This is a genomic window from Bradyrhizobium sp. BTAi1 (genome assembly GCF_000015165.1).
In the GTDB taxonomy this organism is placed as follows: Bacteria; Pseudomonadota; Alphaproteobacteria; order Rhizobiales; family Xanthobacteraceae; genus Bradyrhizobium; species Bradyrhizobium denitrificans.
The window spans coordinates 4611390-4634297 of sequence record NC_009485.1 but is presented as its reverse complement, the minus strand read 5'-3'; the positions used below and the strand labels follow the sequence as shown (position 1 = coordinate 4634297).

Sequence of the window (22908 nt, the reverse complement as noted above, 5' to 3'; positions counted from 1 at the left end):
CCCGCAGGGACGCTTCATCACGATGGCTGATCGTTACCAGGACAGACCCTTTCCCGCTGATGGTTTTGGCCGCGGTGGAAACCAGCCGGCCGATGCCGATCCGCTCGCCGAGCTCGCTCGCCTGATCGGGCAAAACGATCCTTTCGCGCAATCGGGCCGCGCGACGCCCCAGGCTGCTCCACGCGCCAATGCCAGGCCGGCCGCGCCGGCTGCCCCCGATCAAGCCGCCGGCATGCCGCCGGCCGGGCCTCCGACATGGATGCAGCGCTCGAACGCTCCGCAACCGACGGCGGCCAATCCGTTTGCCGACATGGGACGTGAGCCGCCGGCTCCGCAGCCCCCGGCCTTCCCGGCTGGCTTCCAGGATCAGCGCGGCCAGGAGCCCGGTTTTTCCGAGCCGAATTTTGCTGCCGCGCCGGCCCAGCGGCAGCAGGCCGGTTATCCGAACAATGAGTTCGCTGACCAACTGTCCAAGCTTGATTACAGCGTCGGCGAGTCGCGCCATCGCTTCGCCGAGAACGATCCCGACTACAATCGCGGTTCGGATTTCGACGACAACGATCAGGATTCATCGCGCTACGATGATGCGCTGTTCGGCCAGATGGGGGCCAACCAGCAGGGTTTTCAGGGCGACAACGAGTTCCAGGATGGCCAATACGGCTATCAGGACGGCTATGACGAGGGCGAGGAAGAAGAGAGGCCCCGTCGCCGCAGCGGCATGAGCACGGTCCTGGCAGTGCTGACGCTGGCCGTGGTCGGAACCGGCGGCGCCTACGGCTACAAGACCTATATCTCGTCCGCCCGGACCGGCGAGCCGCCGATCATCCGGGCTGACAATACGCCGACCAAGATCATGGCGCAGCAGGATGCGACGCCGAAAGTGCCCGATCGCCTGCTCGGCAATGATGGCGGCGAGAAGTTGGTGTCCCGCGAGGAGACGCCGATGGACGTGAATGCGAATGCGCGCGGAGGCAATCCGCGCGTCGTGTTCCCGCAGCTCAACCAGAACGGCGCGCCGCCGGCGGCGTCGAGCGTCGCGCCGGGTGGCATGCCGTCGCAAATGGCCAACGCCAATGGGACGCTGCCGAACAGCGATCCGCGTCCGATCAAGACGCTGTCGGTGACCGGCGGCAACCAGGCGGCAGCCGATCCGGGCGCTGCGGCGCCGACGCCGCCCCCGGCCAAGGCCGCGAAGGCTGGCAAGAAATCCGCGGCCAACGCCAATGCCTCGGCCAATCCGCCGACCGGGGACAGCCCGATGCCGCTTACGCCGCAGCCGTCGGCACCCGCGCCGGCGCGGATCGCCACTGCTGTTCCGGTCACTGAGCAGGCCCCGTCGAGCGGCGGCGGCGCTACGGGCGGCTATCTGGTCTCGATCTCGTCGCAGGCCAGCGAGGACGAGGCCATGCGGGCCTACAAGGCCGCGCAGGACAAGTACTCAGCCGTGCTCGGCAAATATGAGCCGATCATCAAGCGCGCGGATCTGGGTGAAAAGGGCGGTGTCAAGTACCGTGCGGCCGTCGGCCCCTTCGCGACCAAGGAAGAGGCCAACAAGATGTGCGGAACGTTGAAAACTGCCGGCGGACAGTGTTTCCCGTTTAGCAACAATTAAGGCTTGCTTGACCGACCCCGAAGCGGGGTCTATGCGGCCCGCATGACCATGCGGGCTTTCATTACCGGCATCTCCGGCCCTGATCTCACCGAGGCCGAGCGCGCGTTTATCCGCGCGGCGAAGCCCTGGGGCTTCATCCTGTTCAAACGCAATGTCCAGTCACCTGCGCAAGTGACTGCACTCGTTGAACAATTGCGTGCTTGCGCGGGTCGGGCTGAGGCCCCCGTTTTGATCGACCAAGAGGGCGGGCGGGTCCAGCGGCTGGGGCCGCCGCATTGGCCGGTCTATCCCGCTGGTGTCGTCTTCGACCGCCTCTACGACCTTGATTCGTCCCTCGGCCCGCGTGCCGCCTGGCTCAGCGCCCGCCTGATCGCCGACGACCTGCAGCAACTCGGCATCACCGTGGATTGCCTGCCGCTGGCCGATGTCCCGGTTGCCGGCGCGGACGCGGTGATCGGCGATCGGGCCTATGGAACGACGCCGGCCAAGGTGGCGGCGATCGCGCGGGCGGTGACGGATGGGCTGGAGCAGGGCGGCGTGCTGCCGGTGCTCAAGCACATTCCCGGTCACGGCCGGGCCACCGCCGACACGCATTTCCGGCTGCCGACCGTTGACACCCCGGAAACCGAGCTCGACGCCACCGATTTCGCTGCCTTCCGGCCGCTCGCGGATCTGCCGATGGCGATGACTGCACATGTTGTGTTTAGCGCGATCGATGCCGCCCATCCGGCCACGACTTCTGCGACAATGATCCAGCGGGTGATTCGCGAGCGGATCGGGTTCCAGGGTTTGTTGATGAGTGATGACGTTTCCATGAACGCTCTGGCCGGATCGATCGCCGAGCGCACGCGCGCGATCGTCGCGGCGGGGTGCGACATGGTTCTGCATTGCAACGGCAAGCTCGACGAGATGCAGGCCGTCGCCGCCGAGACGCCAGAGCTGGCTGGCCAGGCTTTGCTCCGCGCCGATCGCGCGCTTGCGGCGCGCAAGACCCCCTCGGGCTTTGACCGGATCGCCGCGCGCGCCGAGCTCGACGCCCTGATCAACCGGCTGGGACCCGCGAGCGCATGACCGCTGAAATTCTGTCGTTTGAAACCGGCCGTCCCACGACGGAGCTGGCCGAGGCCGAGCCGGCATTGGTTGTCGACGTCGAGGGCTATGAAGGCCCGCTCGACCTGCTGCTCGCGCTGGCGCGGCAGCAGAAGGTGGATCTCGCCAAGATCTCGATCCTGGCGCTCGCCGACCAGTATCTCCAATTCATCGAGGCTGCGCGAAAAATCCGGCTCGAACTCGCCGCCGACTATCTCGTGATGGCGGCCTGGCTTGCCTTCCTGAAGTCGCGCCTGCTGCTGCCGGAGCCGCCTGCGCAGGAAGGGCCGAGCGCCGAGGAGATGGCGACTGCGCTCGCCAACCGGCTGCGTCGGCTGGAGGCGATCCGCGAGGCCGCCAACCGCCTGATGAACCGTCCGCAGTTCCAGCGCGACGTGTTCCCGCGCGGCAATCCGGAAGAGATCGCCGAAGTCCGGCGTCCCAAATTCACGGCCACCCTGTTCGATCTGCTGTCGGCCTACGCCATCCAGCGCCAGGCGCGTGTCGTGACCTCCGTTCATATGGCCAAGCGCACCGTCTGGTCGCTTGCCGAGGCGCGCGCGACGCTCGAGCGGCTGGTCGGCATGACCGAGGTATCGGACGATTGGGGATGTCTCGACGATTACCTGCTGGATTACGTCGCCGAGCCCACACAGAAGGCCACCGTCTTCGCCTCGAGCTTTGCGGCCGTGCTGGAACTGGTCCGCGAAGGCAAGCTCGAGCTGAACCAGAAGCAGGCGTTCGCGCCGCTGTATTTTCGTAAGCGTCCACCGAACCAGCCCGGCGCGATGGCTGCGCCGGACTTGACGGTTGAGTAACGAAGAAGGAGACCTTGCCATGGCAAGCTTGGCGGAACTGCGCATGGAAGAGCCCGACGAGATCGTGGCGAGCGAGCCCGAGGTGCGCCCCGAAGAGTTGCGCATCCTTGAGGCTCTCCTGTTTGCCTCGGCCGAGCCGCTCGAGCAGGCGACACTTGCCAAGCGTATGCCTGAAGGTGTCGATATCAAGGCCGCGCTGGCCCAGCTGCAGGCAGAATATGCCAATCGCGGCGTCAATCTCGTGCGCGTCGCCAACAAATGGACGTTCCGTACCGCCGGCGACCTCGCTTGGCTGATGACCCGTGAGAGCACCGAGACCCGCAAGCTGTCGCGGGCGGCCATCGAGGTGCTCGCCATCGTCGCCTATCACCAGCCGGTGACCCGTGCCGAGATCGAAGAGATTCGCGGCGTCGTGACGTCAAAGGGCACGCTGGACGTTCTTCTGGAGACGGGCTGGATCAAGCCCCGCGGGCGCCGCAAGACCCCCGGCCGGCCGCTGACCTTCGGCACGACGGATGCTTTCCTCGCCCAGTTCAGCCTGGAGACCCTGGGCGATCTGCCGGGCCTGGAAGAGCTGAAGGGCACGGGCCTGCTGGATTCGCGCCTGCCCACCGGCTTCACGGTGCCGACGCCGTCCGACGATCCGACCCTGCGCGACGACGAGGAACCGCTGGATCCGGGTGATCTCGATCTGGCGCTGGCGCCGGCTGTCGAGGTCGAGGCCGGAGAGGCCGAAGCTACAGAGGCGACAACGGCAGAGGCGGAAGCGACTGTCGCCGAGGCTGACGTCAGCGAAACCGGTTCCATCGACACTTTGGCCGAGACTCCCGAGGTGGGAACGGTACAGGACGATGCGGCGGTTTTTGGTGAAGACACCGCGTCGCAGGTCGTCGGCGATCTGGAGCTCTCGGCCGCCGACGCGGAGGCTGAAATCGCGGAAGTGAGTCTTGAGGTCCAGGAGCTCGATGGCGATGCGCTCGAGGACCCGGCGCTCGAGGCCGAGGAACTGATCGCCGAGCAGGACGATGAGGTCGTTGCCGAACTGGTCGATGCTACGGCCGAGGCCGAGGGCGAAGCGGAACTCTCGGACGAAGCCGAGGCCGAGATCGATGGCGAGGCCGCGGATGACGAAGGCGACCGCGATACCGGCGAGGATGACTCGTCCCACCGGGGCTAACGGCCGCGCCGTTAACACTCGCGTTATTACGTAGGTCCGACCGCGATTTGGCGGACCTTAAGTGCTTGTTTTTGAGGACGCCGACGCCTACCTTCCGGCCAGATCGGGCTATCCGCGCGCCGTTTTCGGCTGATGCCGCCTTCGGTCCAGGTTGCTGTTTCACAATCGGATGCTAGAAGCGAAGTGTCGCGGTCAAAGTCCATGGATGTGGCGCGGTTTCGGCGGTAGCGTCGGCGGGCAGTTGCTGGACGGCTGCACCGGTGTTTGGAGGGTTGCAGGATGGGTTCGCTTAGCATTTGGCACTGGATCGTGGTGATCGCGGTCGTCCTGCTGTTGTTCGGGCGCGGCAAGATCTCCGATCTGATGGGCGACGTCGCGCAGGGCATCAAGGCCTTCAAGAAGGGCATGCAGGACGACGACAAGGCCCCGGAAAAGACCGAGCCGGTCAAGTCGATCGATCACGGTGCCACGCCGTCGGCCACCCGCACGGATGTCGGCAGCAAGGCCGTTTGATCTGCGCGTGATGGGCGCGGGCGGCGCGCGCTCCCGCAAGAGCAGGGCCTGCTCCCATAGGCCCGGGCAGAGCGGGATCATTGGCGTCGTCGCGTAGGCGGATTGTTTCATGTTCGATATCGGCTGGAGTGAGCTGCTCGTCATTGGGGTCGTCGCTCTCATTGCGATCGGCCCCAAGGAGCTTCCCGGCGTTCTGCGCATGGTCGGGCAGTGGATGGGCAAGGCCCGCCGGATGGCATCGGAATTCCAGGGCCAGTTCCAGGAAGCCATGCGCGAGGCCGAGATGGCCGACCTCAAGAAGAGCTTCGACGAGGTGAAGGAGGCCGCGAGCGGCTTCTCACCGAGCGGCATGATGTCGTCATTGCAGCGCGACGTCGACAAGGCCCTGGATATCGAGGGCGTGGACAAGCCGGTCGAGTCTCAGCCGGCCGCCTCCGCGGCCCCGGAGACAAGCGCGACCGTCGAGGCTCCGGCAACTCCGACCACTCCTGAACCGCCGCGCGTCGAGACCTTCGTGGAAGCCGACGCGCACCAGGCTGTCGGCGAGCCGCTGGCCATCGTCCGCGAAATCAAGCCCGAGCCGCAGCCGCAGTCCCTCGATGGCGCTGCGCCGGCAGAGGCCGAACGTCTGAAGGACGCCAAAGCGTCATGACCGTCGAAGATATCGAGGCCAGCAAAGCCCCGTTGATGGATCACCTGATCGAGCTGCGTTCGCGGCTGATCAAGGCGCTGCTCGGCTTCGGCGTGGCCTTCATCTTCTGCTTCTTCTTTGCCAAGCAGATCTACAACATCCTGGTGCTGCCGTTCGTCTGGGTGGCCGGCGCGGAGAACAGCAAGTTCATCTACACGCAGCTGCTGGAATACTTCATCACCCAGCTCAAGCTCGCGATGTTCGGCGCCGGCTTCATCTCATTCCCGATCGTGGCGACGCAGATCTACAAATTCGTGGCCCCCGGCCTCTATCGCCATGAGCGCAATGCGTTCCTGCCCTATCTGATCGCGACCCCCGTCTTCTTCGTGCTCGGCGCCATGCTGGTGTATTTTGCGGTGTGGCCGATGATCGTGCGTTTCTCACTCGGCATGCAGCAGCTTGGCGGCCCCGAGACGGCGCAGATCGCGCTGATGCCCAAGGTCGGCGAATATCTGTCGCTGATGATGTCGCTGATCTTCGCTTTCGGCATCGCGTTCCAGCTGCCGGTGATCCTGACGCTGCTCGGCCGGATCGGCATCGTGACCTCGAAGATGCTGAAGGAGAAGCGGCGCTATTTCATCGTCATCGCCTTCATCATTGCCGCCGTCCTGACGCCGCCGGACGTGCTGAGCCAGGCGTCGCTGGCGCTCCCGCTGATGGCGCTGTACGAGGGGGCGATCATCGCGGTAGGCATCGTCGAGAAGCAGGCGGCTGCGGCCAAGGCCGGCGCGTCCTCGGGGTCCGGCAACGTGCCGACCAATCCATCGGAGTAGGGCGGCCTGCGCCGCCCGGACCCGTTGCGGGGTTGGCTGTTCCCATCTGGTCCCATTCGCGGTAGTGCAAGCGCGCTTGGCCTGAGCCGGGCGACTCGCCGTCATCCTTTCGTTCCCAGGACCGAACGACCATGCACGACATCAAATCGATCCGCGATAATCCGCAAGGTTTCGATGCGGCGTTGACGCGCCGGGGTCTGTCGCCCCAGTCGTCGCACCTGCTTGCGATCGATGAGCGCCGGCGGGCCGCGATCCTGGCCTCCGAGCAGGCGCAGGCGCGGCGCAATGCGGCGTCCAAAGAGATCGGCGAGGCCAAGAAGGCCAAGGATGACGCGCGTGCGTCGGCGCTGATGGAGGAAGTCGCCAAGCTCAAGACGACGATGCCGGAGCTCGAGGCGGCCGCGAAGCAGGCGGACGAGGAGCTGGCGCGCGAGCTTTCGGCGATTCCAAATTTGCCGCTCGACGAGGTGCCTGACGGCAAGGACGAGCACGACAATGTCGAGCGCCACGTGTTCGGCGCCCGGCGCAACTACGCCTTCGCGCCCAGGCCGCATGACGAGATCGGCGCGGCCCTCGGCATGGACTTCGAATCGGCGGCGAAGCTGTCAGGCGCGCGCTTCGTCGTGCTGAAGAAGGGACTGGCGCGACTCGAGCGCGCGATCGGGCAGTTCATGCTCGATCTGCACACGACCGAGCACGGCTATACCGAGATCAATCCGCCGCTGCTGGTCCGCAACGACGTCATGTTCGGGACCGGGCAGTTGCCGAAATTCGAGGACGATCAGTTCTGGGCGGTGAGAGGCGAGCTACTGATCGCGCCCGATGAGCGTCTCAAGACCGAGCGTCTCGGCCTGATCCCGACCGCCGAGGTCGCGCTGACCAACCTCGTCCGCGAGTCGATCGTCGACGAGAAGGAGCTGCCGATGCGGCTCACGGCGCTGACGCCGTGCTTCCGGGCCGAGGCGGGCGCCGCCGGCCGCGACACCCGCGGGATGATCCGCCAGCACCAGTTCACCAAGGTCGAGCTGGTGTCGATCACGACGCCGGAGACCAGCAAGGACGAGCATGAGCGCATGCTCGCCTGCGCCGAGGAGGTGCTGCGCCGGCTCGATCTGCACTACCGCGTCATCACGCTGTGCACCGGCGACATGGGTTTCTCGTCCCAGAAGACCTACGACATCGAGGTCTGGATGCCGGGGCAGGGCGACGGCGGCGCCTTCCGCGAAATCTCGAGCTGTTCGGTCTGCGGCGACTTCCAGGCGCGGCGCATGGATGCCCGCTACCGCGCAAGCGACGGAAAGCCACGCTTCGTTCATACGCTGAACGGTTCCGGCACCGCGGTCGGGCGCGCCCTGATCGCCGTCATGGAGACCTATCAGCAGGCGGACGGCTCGATCGCGGTGCCGGACGTGCTCCAACCCTATATGGGCGGCCTTAAGGTGGTGGCCGCGGAGCCATAGCCGCGCGGCAAATTGCAATCGGCACGGTCGCCGCGATTGCACGGCGGCCGGTGGATCGTATCCTCGGGTCTGATCAGCAATCGCTTGTCAGAACACCGGCGCCATGGCCCTGCATCGGGACATTTTCTGGATCGGACGGCAATGGGCGGTCACCGGTGCCGGTATCCAGGCGATCGACCAGCGCCTGAAAGGGGCGTTCGACATTGACCGCGCGAAGGTATGGGACGATGGCCTGCTCACGTCCCTGCACGAGCTGCCCTGGTTCAACGCGGCTGATTTCGACAACGCCCTGGGCGTCGCCCGCGGCCGGTTTCCACCGGCGGAACAAGCGTCGTGTGCTGCGCCGACGCGCGTCGTCGACCGGCAGGGAGACGCCGCAGAGCCCGGAGCCCCGGTCGCGTTTCAGCTCAGCACGCGAGGGCAGCTGGCGCGCTTCCTGCCGCAATGGCGGATCCGGTGTTGACCGGTTGATTTAGCTATTGGCGGCGGGTTTGCCTCGATGCTGCGCAGCAGATAAGACACCCCGGCAATCGTCTTGAACGCGATGAAAGGGTGGTCATGCGGATTCTCTGCACCAATGATGACGGGATCCATGCGCCGGGTCTCAAGGTGATCGAGGAGATCGCGCGCGCTCTGTCCGATGACGTCTGGATCGTCGCTCCCGAGCTCGACCAGAGCGGCGTGTCGCATTCGCTCTCGCTCAATGATCCGCTGCGGCTGCGCGAGGTCGGTCCGCGGCACTTTGCCGTGCGCGGCACGCCGACCGACTGCGTCATCATGGGCGCTCGGCATATCCTCGGGGCCAAGCTGCCCGATCTGGTGCTGTCGGGGGTGAACAAGGGACGCAACGTCGCCGAAGACGTCGTCTATTCCGGGACCATCGCCGGCGCGCTCGAAGGGACCATTCTCGGCTTGCCCTCCTTTGCGCTCTCTCAGGAGTTCAGCATCGCCACCCGTGACAAGCCGTCCTGGGACACCGCCCTGAAATTCGGGCCGCAGATCGTGCGCAAGGTGCTCGAAGCCGGCGTGCCCAGGAACACGGTGATCAATGTGAATTTCCCGGCCTGCGCGCCGGATGAGGTCAAGGGTCTCGTCGTCACCCGCCAGGGCAAGCGCAATCTCGGCTTCCTGAAGGTCGACGAACGGCGCGACGGCCGTGGCAATCCCTACTTCTGGATCGGCTTCGATCGCGCTGCAGCTCTCGATGTTCCGGACGAGGGGACGGATCTTGCCGCTTTGGCGGCCCGTTACGTGTCGGTGACGCCGCTCCGCCTCGACCGGACCGACGAGGCGTTCTCCGGCAAGCTCACGACGATCCTAGGCTGAGGTCGAGCCCTGAGGGGCGGCGCCCCGCAGGGCCTGCTCGATGGCCTTGCCCAGCGTCTCCAATTGGAACGGCTTCTGCAGAGCCGGGCGATCGCGATACTCTTCGGGGAGGCCGGACGAGCCATAGCCCGTTGCGAAGATGAAGGGGCGGTTGCGCCCCCTGATCACGTCGGCGACCGGGGAAATGACCTTGCCGTTGACGTTGACGTCCAGGATCGCGACGTCGAAATAGGTGCTCTCGGCAAGCCGCATCGCCTCGCCGATTTCGCCGGCTTCAGCCGCCACGGTGTAGCCGAGCTCTTCAAGCATGTCGGCCACCATCATCCGAATCATGACTTCGTCTTCAACCAGAAACACAGAGCCGCGTGGCGGCCGCGGTGCAGTCATGATGTCAGTCCTTGCCCATACCTGATGTGACGCTCGCAAATACCGGGTCGATGCGCAACGTCAACTGCGTGGTCCTTGCTGGTCGCGGCCCTGCGGCGCGGGCAAATTCGCCTTCGACGGTCAACACGCCCGACCGGACTTGGTTCCTCCGAGGGGGAACGGATTTTCGGTTCGCGACCGGCAGGGCACCCGTGGTTGGGTCGGGTCGTGAGGAAAAACGGTGCGCGACGTCAAGGCGACGTCTAAATTGACGCCGGCCCAACAAGCGACAGCACGAATGCCTCCGACTGCCCCGCCCGAGAAGATGATGTTCCAGCTGACGCTGCGTCGGCGGGGAATTAGCGACCAGGCGGTCCTGCGCACGATGGAGGAGGTGCCGCGGGAGGAGTTCGTTCTGCCGGCCGATCGGGCCGAGGCCTATCGCGATAGCGCGATGGCGATCGCCTGCGGACAGACCATCAGCCAGCCTTTCGTCGTCGCCTACATGACCGAGCAGCTGAAGCTGCAGAAGAATCACCGCGTGCTCGAGATCGGCACCGGGTCGGGATACCAGGCGGCGATCTTGTCGCGTCTGTGCGCCAACGTCCTGACGGTGGAGCGATTCCGCACGTTGGCCGACAAGGCGCGGGAGCGGCTGGAGAAGCTCAACTGCTTCAATGTCGAGGTCATGCTGGGCGACGGTTATGCGCTGCCCCCAGGGGCCGGCCAATTCGACCGTATCATCGTCACCGCGGCGATGGACCAGATTCCACAGAGCCTGCTCGACCGGCTGGAGCCGGACGGTATCCTGATCGCGCCAGTGGGACCGCAGCACGGGGTGCAGACGCTGGTGCGGGTCACGCGGACGGGCGATCATTTCGACCGGAAAGAGCTCGTCGACGTGCGATTTGTGCCGGCTATTCCGGGGATTGCACGCGAACTTTGAGGCAGCGGATCAGCAGGCCGCACAACGCTTTATTCGCGGCTTAAGCGCTTATTTACCGCGGCTGTGTTTACTCAAATTCGTTGTTTGTTGCGTACGAGTGAGTAACCATGCCCGCTATCGTCGAGTTGCCTCGCTCGCGCCGCCTGCCGCAGTTCGCGGCGCTGGCGCTGATGTCATTCGGCGTTGCCGGCTGCAGCGCCGATATGTCGACGCGGCTGTCGCAAGCGCAAAATCCCTTTTCGAATCCCTTCGCCTCCGACGCCACCGGTTCGGTGCAGGCGCCCCCGCGGCAGCATCAGCCGGTCGCTCAGCAATACACGCCCGCACCTGCGCCGGCCCCCACTTATTCGTCCTCGGCGCTGCCGCCGCCGGCGGTCGCCACGCCGCAATCCTATCCATCCGGCGGCGGGTCTGGAGGCGTGTCGGGCGGCGGGCGCGGCGTTGCGTCCTATGTGCCACCGGCGGCGGTCCCGGCGGCAGCGCCGCAACCGGCTTACGCCCAGCCGACCCATTCCTATGCGCCGCCGGCGCAGCCGCAGCTCGAGACCACGGGGGCCGTGCCGCCTCGCTCGGTTGCCGCGGCGCGTCCGACGGGAGGCACCAAGATCATCGTCGGGACCAGCGATACGCTCGAGATCCTGGCCAAGCGCTACCGGGTGAGCCCGGCTGAGATCCTTGCGGCCAATGGCTACAAGGGCCCGCGCGCGCTGTCGCCGGGGCAGCAGCTGACCATTCCGCATCCGGGCGCGGTCGCTGCAGCGCCGGCGGCTCAGCCCGTCGCGACGCCCGTGGCTGCGGCGCCGGTCGCGCCGAAGCCGGTGGCGGTTGCAGCAGCCACGGCCCCGTCCACCGTGCATTTCGTCAATCGCGGCGAGACGCTTGCCAGCATCGCGCGCCAGAACCATCTGACGCCGGCCGAGCTCGCCCGCGCCAACAATCTCGATCAGGCTTCGCCCTTGAAGCTCGGTGCCAGGCTGACCGTCCCTGCCAAGGCCGCTGCTGTGGCTGCACCCGTGGCTCCGGTCGCAACCGTTCCCCAGGCGGTTGCGACCGTGCCGGCCCCGGCGCCGACCACCCGGGTGGCGGCGGCGGGTCCGGTCCAGACCGCTCGGCTGGCGCAGGCCAATCCGGCGCCTGAGAAAGAGGAGGAGCCGGCGCGCCCGGCCGAGACCACCAGCTCGCTGCCGACCTTCCGCTGGCCGGCACGGGGCAAGGTGATCACGAGCTACGGCGCCAAGACCAACGGCAAATCCAACGACGGCATCAACATCGCTGTGCCGGAGGGCACGCCGGTGAAGGCCGCCGAGGATGGCGTCGTGGCCTATGCCGGCAACGAACTGAAGGGATATGGCAATCTGGTCCTGGTGCGGCATTCCAACGGCTATGTCACCGCATATGCCCATGCGAGTGAGCTGATGGTGAAGCGCGGTGATCCGATCAAGCGCGGCCAGGTCATTGCCAAGTCGGGTCAATCGGGAGAGGTCGGATCGCCGCAGCTCCACTTCGAGATCCGCAAGGGATCGTCGCCGGTTGACCCGCTGCAATTCCTCAACGGGGCGTGAGGCCGGCGAGCTGTCGCCTCTGGGAAACTGTCATCGTCCGCGCAGGCGGACGGCTTAGTAGACACCGGCTTCTCGGGACGCATGAACGTCCCGGCGCACTGCATGCCCGCCTGCGCGGGGCATCCCAATTTTGAGATCGAGGCGGTGTGCCTCCCACGGCCTGCGCGGGATGACAACCGAGATTGCTATTTCGCGCTCAGCCTTACGCCGAGACGACCTGCCAGATCCTGCGTGAATTGCCAGGCGACACGGCCGGACCGCGAGCCGCGCGTGGTCGCCCATTCCAGCGCCTCGCGCTCCAGCGCCTCATCATCCACCTTGATGGCGAAATGGCTGCAATAGCCTCTGACCATTGCAAGGTATTCGTCCTGGCTGCAGCGGTGGAAGCCGAGCCACAGGCCGAAGCGATCCGACAGCGATACTTTTTCCTCGACGGCTTCCCCCGGATTGATGGCGGTGGAGCGCTCGTTCTCGATCATCTCGCGGGCGAGCAGATGGCGCCGATTCGACGTCGCGTAGAGGATGACGTTCTCGGGGCGGCCTTCGATGCCGCCTTCGAGCACAGCCTTGAGCGACTTGTAGGAGGCATCATTGCCGTCGAAAGAGAGATCGTCGCAAAACACGATGAAGTGGAACGGCGCCGCGCGCAGGATGTCCATCAGGGCCGGCAGGCTCTCGATGTCCTCGCGGTGAATCTCGATCAGCTTCAGCCGGTCGGCCGGCTTGCGGGTGGCGTTGATGCTGGCGTGGGCGGCCTTCACCAGAGAGGACTTGCCCATGCCGCGCGCACCCCATAGCAGCGCGTTGTTGGCGGGCAGGCCGTTGGCGAAGCGCTCGGTGTTCTCGATCAGGATGTCGCGCATCCGGTCGATGCCCTTGAGCAGATCGATCTCGACGCGACTGACGCGCGGCACGGTCGAGAGCCGGCCGTCCGGATGCCAGACGAAGGCGTCGGCCGCATTCAGATCCAGTGCCGGCGCCGCCGCGGTACGGGTGGCTGCCAGATGCGCCGCAATCGCCTCCAGCGCCGTGGCGATCCGCTCCCGCGTGTCGGCGGGAGCAGGGCCGCCGGGACGTTTTGCCGCGACTTTTGCAGGCTTTTGCACTGCGGCCTTGGGACGCTTGGCGAGCGCTCTGAGCACGGTTTTGGCGGAGGCGGGGGACGGGGCTTTGGCTGGTTTTTTCGGCATGCTGCAAGTTCCTGATGGGGCAGCCATATCGGGCCGCGCCGGCGGCCGCAAGCCAAGGAAATGAAGGGGCTCTGTGCCTTGCTATTGGGACCACGGCCGCTATATTCCGCGCCAAATTCACAAAGGCCGGCCCGCGCTGACCGCCGCGGTTCGCCGGCTATTCCCGTCTCACCGGGCTCTGGCCCACGAGGATCGACCGCATGCTGATTACCCCTGCCTATGCCCAGGCCGCCGGCGCTGGTGACACCAACAGCATGCTGATGTCGCTGCTGCCCTTCGCGCTGATCTTCGTGATCATGTACTTCCTGATCCTGCGGCCGCAGCAGAAGAAGGTCAAAGAGCACGCCGACCTGGTCAAGAACGTCCGCCGCGGCGACACGATCGTGACCCAGGGCGGCCTGGTCGGCAAGGTCACCAAGGTCGTCGACGATGATCAGGTCGAGTTCGAGATTGCCGACGGCGTCCGCGTGCGCCAGATGCGCCAGATGATCACGGGCGTGCGCACCAAGGGCGAGCCGGCCAAGGCCGACGCCAAGGACGAGAAGGCGGCGAGCTGAGTTCAGGCTTGCCGGCGCCAATCTGGCCGGCGGTCTGATCTTCGTCTGATGTTCTGATTTTCGGGCCGGCTCGGCCCTTATGGACAACCTCCATGTTGTATTTCACGCGGTGGAAGGCGCTGGGCATCATTCTCACGGCGCTCGTGGTGTGCCTGTGCGCGGTGCCCAACTTCTTCCCCGAAGCGACGGTCAAGACCTGGCCGGCCTGGGCGCAACGCCATATCGTTCTCGGTCTAGACCTGCAGGGCGGCTCTTATCTGCTGCTCGAAGTCGACTCCAACTTCGTCAAGAAGGAGCGGCTCGATGCCGTGCGGGACGACGTTCGTCGGACGCTCCGCGATGCCAAGATCGGCTATACGGGGCTGGTGAGCCGGGGAGACGGCGTCGAGGTCCGGATCACCAAGGACACGGACGCTCCGACCGCATTGTCCAAATTGCGTGAGCTCTCCCAGCCACTCGGCGGCCTGCTGGGCTCCAGCGGCCAACGCAGCCTCGAGGTCAGCGATGCCGGCGGCGGCCTCATCCGCCTGACGATTCCGCAGGCCGCGATCACCGAACGCATCCGCCAGACCATCGAGCAGTCGATCCAGATCGTCGAGCGCCGCGTCAACGAACTCGGCACCGTGGAGCCGGTCATCCAGCGCCAGGGCACCGACCGCATCCTGGTGCAGGTTCCCGGCCTGCAGGATCCCACTCAGCTCAAGGATCTGCTCGGCAAGACCGCGAAGATGGAATTCCGCATGGTCGACACCTCGGTGCCGCCCGACCAGGCGTTGCAGGGGCGGGTGCCGCCGGATTCCGAAGTCCTGCAGAGCGCATCGCCGCCCAACCAGCCCTATGTCGTGAAGAAGCAAGTGCTGGTCTCCGGCGGTGATCTCTCGGACGCGCAGACCGGCTTCGACCAGCGCACCAACGAGCCGATCGTGACCTTCCGCTTCAACTCGGCCGGGTCGCGCAAATTCGCGCAGGCGACCACCGAGAATGTCGGGCAGCCCTTCGCGATCGTGCTCGATAACAAGGTGATCTCGGCGCCGGTCATCCGCGAGCCGATCACCGGCGGTTCGGGCCAGATCTCCGGCAATTTCACCGTGCAGTCCGCCAATGAGCTTGCGATCCTGCTGCGCGCCGGCGCGTTGCCGGCGCCGCTGACGGTGATCGAGGAGCGCACCGTCGGTCCGGGCCTCGGCGCCGATTCGATCGCCAAGGGCGAGCTCGCCTCCTATGTCGGCTCGATCCTGGTCATCGTGTTCATGCTGGTGACCTACCGGCTGTTCGGCGTGTTCGCCAACATCGCCGTCATCATCAACGTCGCCATGATCTTCGGCGTGCTGTCGCTTTTGAATGCGACGCTGACCTTGCCGGGCATCGCCGGCATCGTGCTGACGGTCGGCATCGCCGTGGACTCCAACGTGCTGATCTATGAGCGCATCCGCGAGGAGCTGCGCGGCGGCCGCAACGCCATCTCGGCGATCGACGCCGGCTTCAAGCGCGCGCTGGCGACCATTCTCGACTCCAACATCACGACCTTCATCGCCGCCGCCGTGCTGTTCTACATCGGCACCGGCCCGGTGCGCGGCTTCGCCGTGACCTTGGGCGTCGGCATCCTCACCACGGTCTTCACCGCCTTCACGCTGACGCGTCTGATCGTCGCGTGGTGGGTGCGGTGGAAGCGGCCGCAAAGCGTGCCAATCTAGGAGCTACTGTGACACACTGGGTTCTTATCGGGCTTGGCATCCTGATCGCGGTGCTGACGGTGGTCAGCGCGCTCGGCCTGCTGCCGTCGCTGCGCATCGTCCCCGACGATACGCATTTCGATTTCACGCAGTTCCGTCGCATCAGTTTCCCGATCTCGGCGACGCTGTCGATCATTGCCATCGTGCTGTTCTTCACGCACGGCTTGAACTTCGGCATCGATTTCAAGGGCGGCACGCTGCTCGAAGTCCGCGCGAAATCGGGGACTGCCGACATTGCCAGCATGCGGAGCGAGCTGTCCAAGCTCAATCTCGGCGAAGTCCAACTGCAGCAGTTCGGCGGTCCGGCGGATGTCCTGATCCGCTTCGCCGCGCAACCGGGCGGCGACAGCGCGCAGCAGGAGGCCGTCAACAAGGTGCGCGGCGCACTGGGCGATACGGTCGATTATCGCCGCGTCGAGGTGCTCGGTGCGCGCGTGTCGGGCGAACTGCTGGCGATGGGCATGCTCGGCCTGATGCTCGCGATCGTGTCGATCCTGATCTATCTCTGGTTCCGGTTCGAATGGCAGTTCGCGCTCGGCGCCATGATCGCCAACGTCCACGACATCGTGCTGACGATCGGCTTCATGTCGATCAGCCAGGTCGATTTCGACCTCACCAGCATCGCGGCGCTGCTGACCATTCTCGGCTACTCGCTCAACGACACCGTCGTCATCTACGACCGGATCCGCGAGATGCTGCGGCGCTACAAGAAGATGCCGATGCCGCAGCTGCTCAACGAATCGATCAACTCGACGCTGTCGCGCTCGATCATCACCCACGTCACGGTGACCCTGGCGCTGCTGGCGCTGCTGCTGTTCGGCGGCACCGCGATCCACAGCTTCACCGCCGTCATGATGTTCGGCGTCGTGCTGGTCGGCACCTACACCTCGATCTTCATCGCGGCGCCGATCCTGATCTATCTCGGCGTGGGAACCGTGCGCGGCGATCAGGTCGACGAGCCGAAGAAGAAGCCTTGATGGGACGCCAGCCATTGGACCCGGATCGGGGCTGAAAGGTTGGTCTCGCATGGCGGCTTCCGGGGACGCTCCACACTTTCCGCGATCGGCGTCGATCGACGGCTATGGCAAAGGCGGTTTCGCCTTTGCAGACATGTCGCATCGCGGCTCGCTGTTGTGCCTGCCGGATTCGATCTGGGCCTGGGACGTCACCCAGCCGAGCCAGATCGACCGCTATGCGCTGCAGCGGGTCTTCGATGCCGCCAACAAGATCGACACGCTAATCGTGGGAACCGGCACCGAGGTCTGGATTCCGCCGGCGCCGTTGCGCACGGCGCTGCGCGGTGTCGGTATCGTGCTTGATGCGATGCAGACCGGGCCCGCGATCCGCACCTACAATGTCATGATCGGCGAGCGGCGGCGTGTGGCCGCTGCGCTCATTGCCGTGCCATGAGCGAAACCAGCGCCAGCACCGACGCTGCGTTCTGCGCCAGCCTCGTCCGCGAGCATGATTTCGATCGTTACGCGTCGACGCTGTTCGTTGCGCCGGAGATCCGGCGTGCGTTGCTGTCGCTCTACGCCTTCAATGTCGAGGTAACCCGGATTCGCGATGTCGTGTCACAGCCGCTGCCGGGCGAGCTACGCCTGCAATGGTGGCACGATACGCTGACAGGCCAGGAACATGGCGGTGTCGAAGGCAATCCCGTCGCCGCTGAACTGCTGTTGACGGTGCAGCGCTTCGCCCTTCCGGTCGATCGCCTCACACGCCTGATCGACGAGCATCAGTTCGATCTCTACAACGATCCGATGCCCACGATGGCCGCATTGGATGGCTATCTCGGCGACACGCGCGGAGCGCTGTTCGCGCTGGCTGCACGGATCGTCGTTGGCGCGGTGGCCGACATCGATCATCTCGCTCATCATGCCGGACTTGCCCAAGGCATCCTGCACCTGATCGCCTCGTTGCCCCGGGATGCCGCCCGCCGGCAGTTGTTCATTCCGCTCGATCTCCTCGCCCGGCATGGGCTCGGCCAGGAGCAGGTGTTCGCTGCCAAGGCCACGCCGGTGATCCGGGCCATGCTGGCCGAGCTGCGTGGGCAGGCCCGGCAGCATCTCGATCACACGCTGGAACTGGCGCGCGAGGCGCCAGGCGGCGTGCGACCGGTGCTGCTGCCGCTCGCGCTCGTCAGCCGCGATCTGGTGCGGGCGGAGCGCCGCATCGACGCCGATCCATTCCAGCCGCAGCTCCGCTCGCGTCTGGCAACGCTCTGGACGCTGTGGCGCGCCGCGCGATCGCCGGCCTTTCGGGAGCGCTGACCTCAAGGCGCACGTCACTGTTGAGCCCGATTGGTCCGGAGACTGGTTCCCATCTCCGGATCATCGTTCAAACAGTCGACAGCGCGTTCCAGAGCGGGGGACTGTGCCAGAGCCTCGGCAGGTCCGAAGCCTCGCGCCGGTGGATCGTGCAGCGCGTGTCCCACACAACGAAATCGCCCGGACGGCAGGTGTGAGCCCAGGTGAATTCGGGCCGCTCCGCGATCTGCCAGAGATCGTCGAGCAGCGCGTCCGATTCGGCGCGGTCGAGTCCGGCAATGATGGCGTGATGGCGGTGTCCGAGCGCCAGCATCGACCGGCCGGTGTCGGGATGAGGAGCAACCAGCGGATGAACTGCGCTGGCGAAGGTGGTGTGACAGCCGTTCGCTTCGGCGGCCAGATGACGAATCTTCAAATGAGCGACGCGGCTGCGCAGTGCCGGCGAGAGCGCATCATAGGCTGCGTACAGGCTGCAGAATGTCAGCCTGTCCCCCGACAAAGTGCTGGGCGACGTGTAGGCGAGATCGGCATGGCCAAAGCGACGGCTGAATACGGCGATGTCGCGCTCGCTGAGACGCTGACCGCGGACCAGCAGGACCTGATGCTTGAGCAGCGCGCGCATGAAGGACGCGAATGCCCAATCGTCGAACGATTTGAGATCGACATTGCAGGCCTCGGCACCGAGCGCCTTTCCCATCGGGATGACCTGGATGAGGCCGCTTTCTGCGTTCCGGGCAGCGTTGCTTCTGAGACTCACTTGCGCCATCTCCCAAGTTTCACCAGCCCCGCAAATCAATCACTGTAATTTGTCGGGGGTGTTTCGGCTCGGAGGCAATTCGCGGAAGGATCGCGGCACGATCTGCCGATTGTCGGCACAGTCTGCCGCTCTGAGTCGGAAATTGGACGCTTCAAGGCGACGCGCGAGGAAATATCGAGCAACCTGCAATTCATTTGCAGGCAATGCGACGCCTGATCATGCAGATCTGGCGCGCGAGCGAATCACTGCGGGCGCTCTGTTCCCTTGATCTGGGTTCGGTGCATGATTCGCCGCGCCTGATCGTCGAACGGATCGCGTCGATGCATCGTGGAGCGGTTGTCCCAGATGACGAGATCGCCAACCTGCCAGACGTGCTCCCAGGCGAACTCCGGGCGCGCGACATAGGTCCATAATTCATCAAGCAGCGCTTCCGACTCGGCGAGCTCCAGGCCGACCAGATAGGCGTTGCGCCGGCGGCCGAGATACAGCATCTGCCGGCCGGAATCCGGATGCGTACAGACCAGCGGATGCACAGCGCCCGGCGAGCTCCGCGGATCATCCGTCGGCGTCACGCCCTGCCGCACGAAGCCGCCGCTGTTGTAGGTGCCGTCGTGCTTGATCTTGAGATCCGCGATGCGATGCTTCAGTTCGGTCGGCAGCGCGTCGTAGACCGCGTACATGCTGCAGAACGAGGTGTTGCCGCCGACGGGAGGAATCTCCAGCGCATAGAGCGCGCTCGCGATCGGCGGCGTCTCGAGATAGGACATGTCAGTGTGCCACACGGCCTCGCCTGCGCCGAGGCTGCCGATCGCCTCGCCGTTCACCTTCACATTCGAGACGATATAGATTTCCGGGAGGCCCTCGACGAAGCGCCGGCCATTCTCCTGCACTGGCGCCCAGTCGAGATCGCCGAAGCGGCGGCTGAAGGCGATCAGATCCTGGTCAGACAGGTGTTGTCCGCGGACCAGCAGTACGGAATGAGTGTGGAAGGCGCGAAGCACGGCGGCGAAGGCCGCGTCGTCCAGTTGCCGGAGATCGACATTGCGGATCTCGGCTCCCAACGACCGGTCCGTCGGAACAATCTCGATATTGGCTGACCGAGCGGCCGGGGGCATGCGGGTCTCGACATTCATGGCCAGATCCTCCCAACGGATGGCGTTGCTCGGCAGATTAGAGCGGAAGAACCGCGAAGTTTCGCCGCTCAGGCCGAGGGCAGCTTCAGGTCTGCCTCGAAATTGAATCGATCGCGCAGGTTCTTTCGGGAGTCGAGGATGTCCTTGAGGAACGCGCGGTCGCTGTCGCTCGTGATCATCGGCTCGATCAGGTCGATCTGGTTCATTGCAACCAGCTGCAGCAGCTCGGTGCGCGGCCTGCCGCTGGCGTCGCGTGGCAGCGCATGGACGACCTGAATATGCTCCGGCGGCTTCGGCCCCTTGGCGGATGCCAGCTCGCTCTGCAACTGAGCTTCGAGCCCAGGCTGCTCCGCCTCGACGAAGGCATAGAGGCCGACGCCGGTCCGGCGATCCGCGAAGGCGACGATCGCAGCGTCGCGCACGGCCGGGTTCTTGCGGATCATGTCCATCAGCACCGGCGCATCGTTCACGAGGCGCCGTCCACCGCCCTCGCGGTCGGTGAAATTGAAGATGCCGCGGGTGATCGCGCGGTAGACCTTCTTGCCCGTCATCAGCCAGACCCGCGCGAACAGCGATTTGCGCGCCAGGATCTTGCGCTCTCGTGGCGTCAGCGCCTCGGGCGCGTAGCTGCGCTTGTGCTTGAGGAGATGACGGAGGTCCTCATAGGCCGCGATCCGGAACAGGCGGCTCCGGCGCGAGAAGCATGCGGCGAGCTGGAAGTCGGTCACGTAGCAATGGCCGTCATGGCCGACCAGCCAATTCTGCTCCTTGGCGAGGTCGTTGTGGGTGATGCCGGCGCGATGCAGCCGGCGCATCATCTGCTTGGCCGAACGGAAATAGGCGACGTTGCCGTGCGGCTTGGCCAGATGCAGCGCCACGCCGTTGATGAAGCCGCGCACCAGCGCCCGGTCGCCCGCCCACAGCAGGTCGGGGCCGGCATTGAGGCCCTTCGCGCGCATCAGTGCCTTGCGCTCGCGGGCGAACAAATGGCGCGCCAGCACGAACGACCACCATGGCACCTCGTCGAGCCGGCGCAGCACCGCGTCGACCTCGCCGGCATCGCTCTTGAAGCGGCCGCGCTCGACCGTCGAGAACACGTCGCGTTTGAGCAGGACGCCCTCGCTCCAGCGCGCTGACAGCAGGGCAGAGTCAGTCTTCGGCAAGCTCATCGCACTCTCATGCAGCCGCGGCGACGCGCAGATGTTCGGCGATCCAGCCATCGAGATCTGCCAGTGCGCGGGCGCTCAGCGCCTGCTTCTTCGCGACGGTCTTCTCATTGCCCTTCAATCGGCTGCCATCGGGCTTTCGGGTCGGCGCCACCGCCAATGGTGGGAACAGGCCGAAATTGATGTTCATCGGCTGAAAGGAGCGCGTCGCGCCGTCGATCGTCTCGATATGCCCGCCGGTGATGTGGCCGAGCAGGGCGCCGAGCGCGGTGGTGGCGGGGGGCGGCGACAGGCCTGTGCCGCGCGCTTCCGCAGCCGCGTACAATCCGGCGATGAGACCGATGCTGGCCGACTCGACATAGCCCTCGCAGCCCGTCATCTGGCCGGCAAAACGAAGCCGCGGCTGAGCGCGCAGACGCAGCTGCGCATCGAGCAATTTCGGCGAGTTGAGGAACGTGTTGCGATGCAGGCCACCGAGCCGCGCGAATTCGGCGTTCTCGAGCCCGGGGATGGTGCGGAAGATCTGCTGTTGCGGGCCGTATTTCAGCTTCGTCTGGAAGCCGACCATGTTGTAGAGCGTGCCGAGCTTGTTGTCCTGGCGCAACTGCACGATGGCATGCGGCTTGACTGTCGGGTTGTGCGGATTGGTCAGGCCGACCGGCTTCATCGGACCATGGCGCAGCGTCTCATGGCCGCGCTCGGCCATCACCTCGATCGGCAGGCAGCCGTCGAAATAGGGCGTGTTGGTCTCCCAGTCCTTGAAGTCGGTCTTCTCGCCGGCGAGCAGGGCCGCAACGAATGTGTCGTACTGGTCCTTGGTCATCGGGCAGTTGATGTAGTCGGCGCCGGTGCCACCGGGGCCGACCTTGTCGTAGCGCGACTGGAACCAGGCCTTGGACATGTCGATCGTGTCCCTGTGCACGATCGGCGCGATGGCATCGAAGAAGGCGAGCGCGGTCTCGTCGGTCAGGTCGCGAATCGCTTCGGCCAGCGGCTGAGAGGTGAGGGGGCCGGTGGCGATGATGACATTGTCCCAGTCGGAAGGCGGCAGGCCGGTGATCTCGCCGCGCCGCAGTTCGATCCGCGGATGCCCGTTCAGAGCGGTGGCCACGGCTGCCGAAAAGCCCTCACGGTCGACCGCCAGCGCTCCGCCGGCCGGAACCTGGTTTGCGTCGGCCGCGCGCATGATGAGGGAGCCCAAGCGGCGCATCTCGGCATGAAGCAGGCCGACGGCGTTGTTGGCGGCATCGTCCGAACGGAACGAGTTGGAGCAGACAAGCTCTGCCGGCGTCGCAGTCCGATGCGCCTCGGTCATGCGGTCCGGCCGCATCTCGTGCAGAACGACGTCCACACCCGCTTCCGCGAGCTGCCACGCAGCCTCGGATCCGGCCAGCCCGGCGCCGATCACGTGAACGGTATTCGAAGATGATTTGGTCCCTGTCATGCGCGGGACAGGTAGCGCTTTTCCCGGCGGCTGCAAATGCAACTGTGCGGTTCAGCGCAAGAAACCGGGCGCCTGTGTCAAGGGGCGCCCCAGAAACGGCAACGCCCGCAGCGAGGCGGGCGATGTCCGGTAGGGATCGGAAGCAGGCTGATCAGCCGTTGTACTGACCGGCAGCAACGCGCGGAATGTCCGAACGGTCGAGACCGATGTCGGCGAGTTCGCGATCGCTGAGCTGCGACAGCTCGGCAACGTTGCGCTGATACTCACGGAACGCCTGGATCATGCGGATGAGCGAGAGCAACATGAGAAATCTCCTTTAGTTCGC

24 protein-coding genes are annotated in these 22908 nt (G+C 65.5%); 17 read left to right on the top strand and 7 right to left on the bottom strand.

Going from position 1 to position 22908, the window contains the following annotated elements; all coding sequences use genetic code 11:
• Positions 1 to 22 precede the first annotated feature (22 nt).
• The 10 genes from BBTA_RS20660 to surE all read left to right on the top strand — a co-directional run bounded on the left by BBTA_RS20660 (position 23) and on the right by surE (position 9459).
• Positions 23 to 1612 (top strand): SPOR domain-containing protein, encoded by a 1590-nt coding sequence (locus BBTA_RS20660; protein WP_012044456.1) that lies wholly within the window; start codon positions 23 to 25, stop codon positions 1610 to 1612.
• 42 nt (positions 1613 to 1654) lie between these two features.
• Positions 1655 to 2683, top strand: coding sequence for a beta-N-acetylhexosaminidase (gene nagZ / locus BBTA_RS20655; RefSeq protein ID WP_012044455.1), 1029 nt, complete (start codon positions 1655 to 1657; stop codon positions 2681 to 2683).
• The gene (locus BBTA_RS20650; protein ID WP_012044454.1) at positions 2680 to 3519 is read left to right on the top strand and encodes a ScpA family protein; all 840 of its coding nucleotides are present in this window, start codon (positions 2680 to 2682) and stop codon (positions 3517 to 3519) included. The genes nagZ and BBTA_RS20650 overlap by 4 nt, the downstream gene beginning before the upstream one ends.
• A 19-nt stretch (positions 3520 to 3538) precedes the next feature.
• Entirely contained in the window at positions 3539 to 4696 is a 1158-nt protein-coding gene (gene scpB / locus BBTA_RS20645; RefSeq protein ID WP_012044453.1) for an SMC-Scp complex subunit ScpB, read from the top strand.
• A 279-nt stretch (positions 4697 to 4975) separates the two neighbouring features.
• Positions 4976 to 5209: a twin-arginine translocase TatA/TatE family subunit gene (locus tag BBTA_RS20640; RefSeq protein WP_006614346.1), complete on the top strand. Its 234-nt coding sequence runs from the start codon at positions 4976 to 4978 to the stop codon at positions 5207 to 5209.
• 109 nt (positions 5210 to 5318) lie between these two features.
• Positions 5319 to 5861 carry a Sec-independent protein translocase protein TatB gene (tatB, locus tag BBTA_RS20635; protein WP_012044452.1) on the top strand — a complete coding sequence of 181 codons (543 nt, stop codon included), beginning with the start codon at positions 5319 to 5321 and terminating at the stop codon, positions 5859 to 5861.
• Positions 5858 to 6673, top strand: a complete 816-nt coding sequence (tatC, locus tag BBTA_RS20630) for a twin-arginine translocase subunit TatC (RefSeq protein WP_012044451.1) — start codon at positions 5858 to 5860, stop codon at positions 6671 to 6673. Before tatB ends, tatC begins: the two co-directional genes overlap by 4 nt.
• 131 nt (positions 6674 to 6804) lie before the next feature.
• The gene (gene serS / locus BBTA_RS20625; RefSeq protein WP_012044450.1) at positions 6805 to 8133 is read left to right on the top strand and encodes a serine--tRNA ligase; all 1329 of its coding nucleotides are present in this window, start codon (positions 6805 to 6807) and stop codon (positions 8131 to 8133) included.
• A 103-nt stretch (positions 8134 to 8236) separates the two neighbouring features.
• Positions 8237 to 8596 (top strand): hypothetical protein, encoded by a 360-nt coding sequence (locus BBTA_RS20620; RefSeq protein WP_012044449.1) that lies wholly within the window; start codon positions 8237 to 8239, stop codon positions 8594 to 8596.
• A 95-nt stretch (positions 8597 to 8691) separates the two neighbouring features.
• Entirely contained in the window at positions 8692 to 9459 is a 768-nt protein-coding gene (surE, locus tag BBTA_RS20615) for a 5'/3'-nucleotidase SurE (RefSeq protein ID WP_012044448.1), read from the top strand.
• Here the strand turns inward: surE and BBTA_RS20610 are convergent.
• Positions 9451 to 9846, bottom strand: coding sequence for a response regulator (locus BBTA_RS20610; protein WP_012044447.1), 396 nt, complete (start codon positions 9844 to 9846; stop codon positions 9451 to 9453). The two genes, surE and BBTA_RS20610, sit on opposite strands and share 9 nt — an antisense overlap.
• A gap of 277 nt (positions 9847 to 10123) precedes the next feature.
• Here BBTA_RS20610 and BBTA_RS20605 point away from each other — a divergent pair, with 277 nt between their 5' ends.
• Both BBTA_RS20605 and BBTA_RS20600 read left to right on the top strand, forming a co-directional pair.
• On the top strand, positions 10124 to 10771 hold the full coding sequence (locus BBTA_RS20605; RefSeq protein ID WP_012044446.1) for a protein-L-isoaspartate(D-aspartate) O-methyltransferase: 648 nt from the start codon (positions 10124 to 10126) through the stop codon (positions 10769 to 10771).
• 107 nt (positions 10772 to 10878) lie between these two features.
• Positions 10879 to 12333, top strand: a complete 1455-nt coding sequence (locus tag BBTA_RS20600) for a LysM peptidoglycan-binding domain-containing M23 family metallopeptidase (RefSeq protein ID WP_012044445.1) — start codon at positions 10879 to 10881, stop codon at positions 12331 to 12333.
• Positions 12334 to 12518: 185 nt separating this feature from the next.
• Here the strand turns inward: BBTA_RS20600 and BBTA_RS20595 are convergent, their stop codons facing one another.
• The gene (locus BBTA_RS20595; protein WP_041750797.1) at positions 12519 to 13523 is read right to left on the bottom strand and encodes an ATP-binding protein; all 1005 of its coding nucleotides are present in this window, start codon (positions 13521 to 13523) and stop codon (positions 12519 to 12521) included.
• Between the two features lie 200 nt (positions 13524 to 13723).
• Here BBTA_RS20595 and yajC point away from each other — a divergent pair, with 200 nt between their 5' ends.
• From yajC to BBTA_RS20570, 5 genes are all read left to right on the top strand, one after another.
• Positions 13724 to 14080, top strand: a complete 357-nt coding sequence (gene yajC / locus BBTA_RS20590; protein WP_012044443.1) for a preprotein translocase subunit YajC — start codon at positions 13724 to 13726, stop codon at positions 14078 to 14080.
• A 92-nt stretch (positions 14081 to 14172) separates the two neighbouring features.
• On the top strand, positions 14173 to 15774 hold the full coding sequence (secD, locus tag BBTA_RS20585) for a protein translocase subunit SecD (RefSeq protein WP_012044442.1): 1602 nt from the start codon (positions 14173 to 14175) through the stop codon (positions 15772 to 15774).
• Between the two features lie 8 nt (positions 15775 to 15782).
• Complete coding sequence (gene secF, locus BBTA_RS20580) at positions 15783 to 16790, top strand: protein translocase subunit SecF (RefSeq protein WP_012044441.1); 1008 nt, start codon at positions 15783 to 15785, stop codon at positions 16788 to 16790.
• A gap of 49 nt (positions 16791 to 16839) precedes the next feature.
• Positions 16840 to 17223 (top strand): Mth938-like domain-containing protein, encoded by a 384-nt coding sequence (locus tag BBTA_RS20575; protein ID WP_012044440.1) that lies wholly within the window; start codon positions 16840 to 16842, stop codon positions 17221 to 17223.
• On the top strand, positions 17220 to 18086 hold the full coding sequence (locus tag BBTA_RS20570; RefSeq protein ID WP_012044439.1) for a phytoene/squalene synthase family protein: 867 nt from the start codon (positions 17220 to 17222) through the stop codon (positions 18084 to 18086). Before BBTA_RS20575 ends, BBTA_RS20570 begins: the two co-directional genes overlap by 4 nt.
• 67 nt (positions 18087 to 18153) lie before the next feature.
• On the opposite strand, the gene BBTA_RS20565 is transcribed toward BBTA_RS20570, so the two are convergent.
• From BBTA_RS20565 to BBTA_RS39045, 5 genes are all read right to left on the bottom strand, one after another.
• Positions 18154 to 18840: a TauD/TfdA family dioxygenase gene (locus BBTA_RS20565; protein WP_012044438.1), complete on the bottom strand. Its 687-nt coding sequence runs from the start codon at positions 18838 to 18840 to the stop codon at positions 18154 to 18156.
• 242 nt (positions 18841 to 19082) lie between these two features.
• Positions 19083 to 19973, bottom strand: a complete 891-nt coding sequence (locus BBTA_RS20560) for a TauD/TfdA family dioxygenase (RefSeq protein ID WP_012044437.1) — start codon at positions 19971 to 19973, stop codon at positions 19083 to 19085.
• 68 nt (positions 19974 to 20041) lie between these two features.
• Positions 20042 to 21142, bottom strand: coding sequence for a serine/threonine protein kinase (locus BBTA_RS20555; RefSeq protein WP_012044436.1), 1101 nt, complete (start codon positions 21140 to 21142; stop codon positions 20042 to 20044).
• 7 nt (positions 21143 to 21149) lie between these two features.
• Entirely contained in the window at positions 21150 to 22583 is a 1434-nt protein-coding gene (gene trmFO / locus BBTA_RS20550; RefSeq protein ID WP_041750796.1) for a methylenetetrahydrofolate--tRNA-(uracil(54)-C(5))-methyltransferase (FADH(2)-oxidizing) TrmFO, read from the bottom strand.
• Positions 22584 to 22734: 151 nt separating this feature from the next.
• Positions 22735 to 22887, bottom strand: coding sequence for a DUF1127 domain-containing protein (locus BBTA_RS39045; RefSeq protein ID WP_083780687.1), 153 nt, complete (start codon positions 22885 to 22887; stop codon positions 22735 to 22737).
• Positions 22888 to 22908 lie beyond the last annotated feature (21 nt).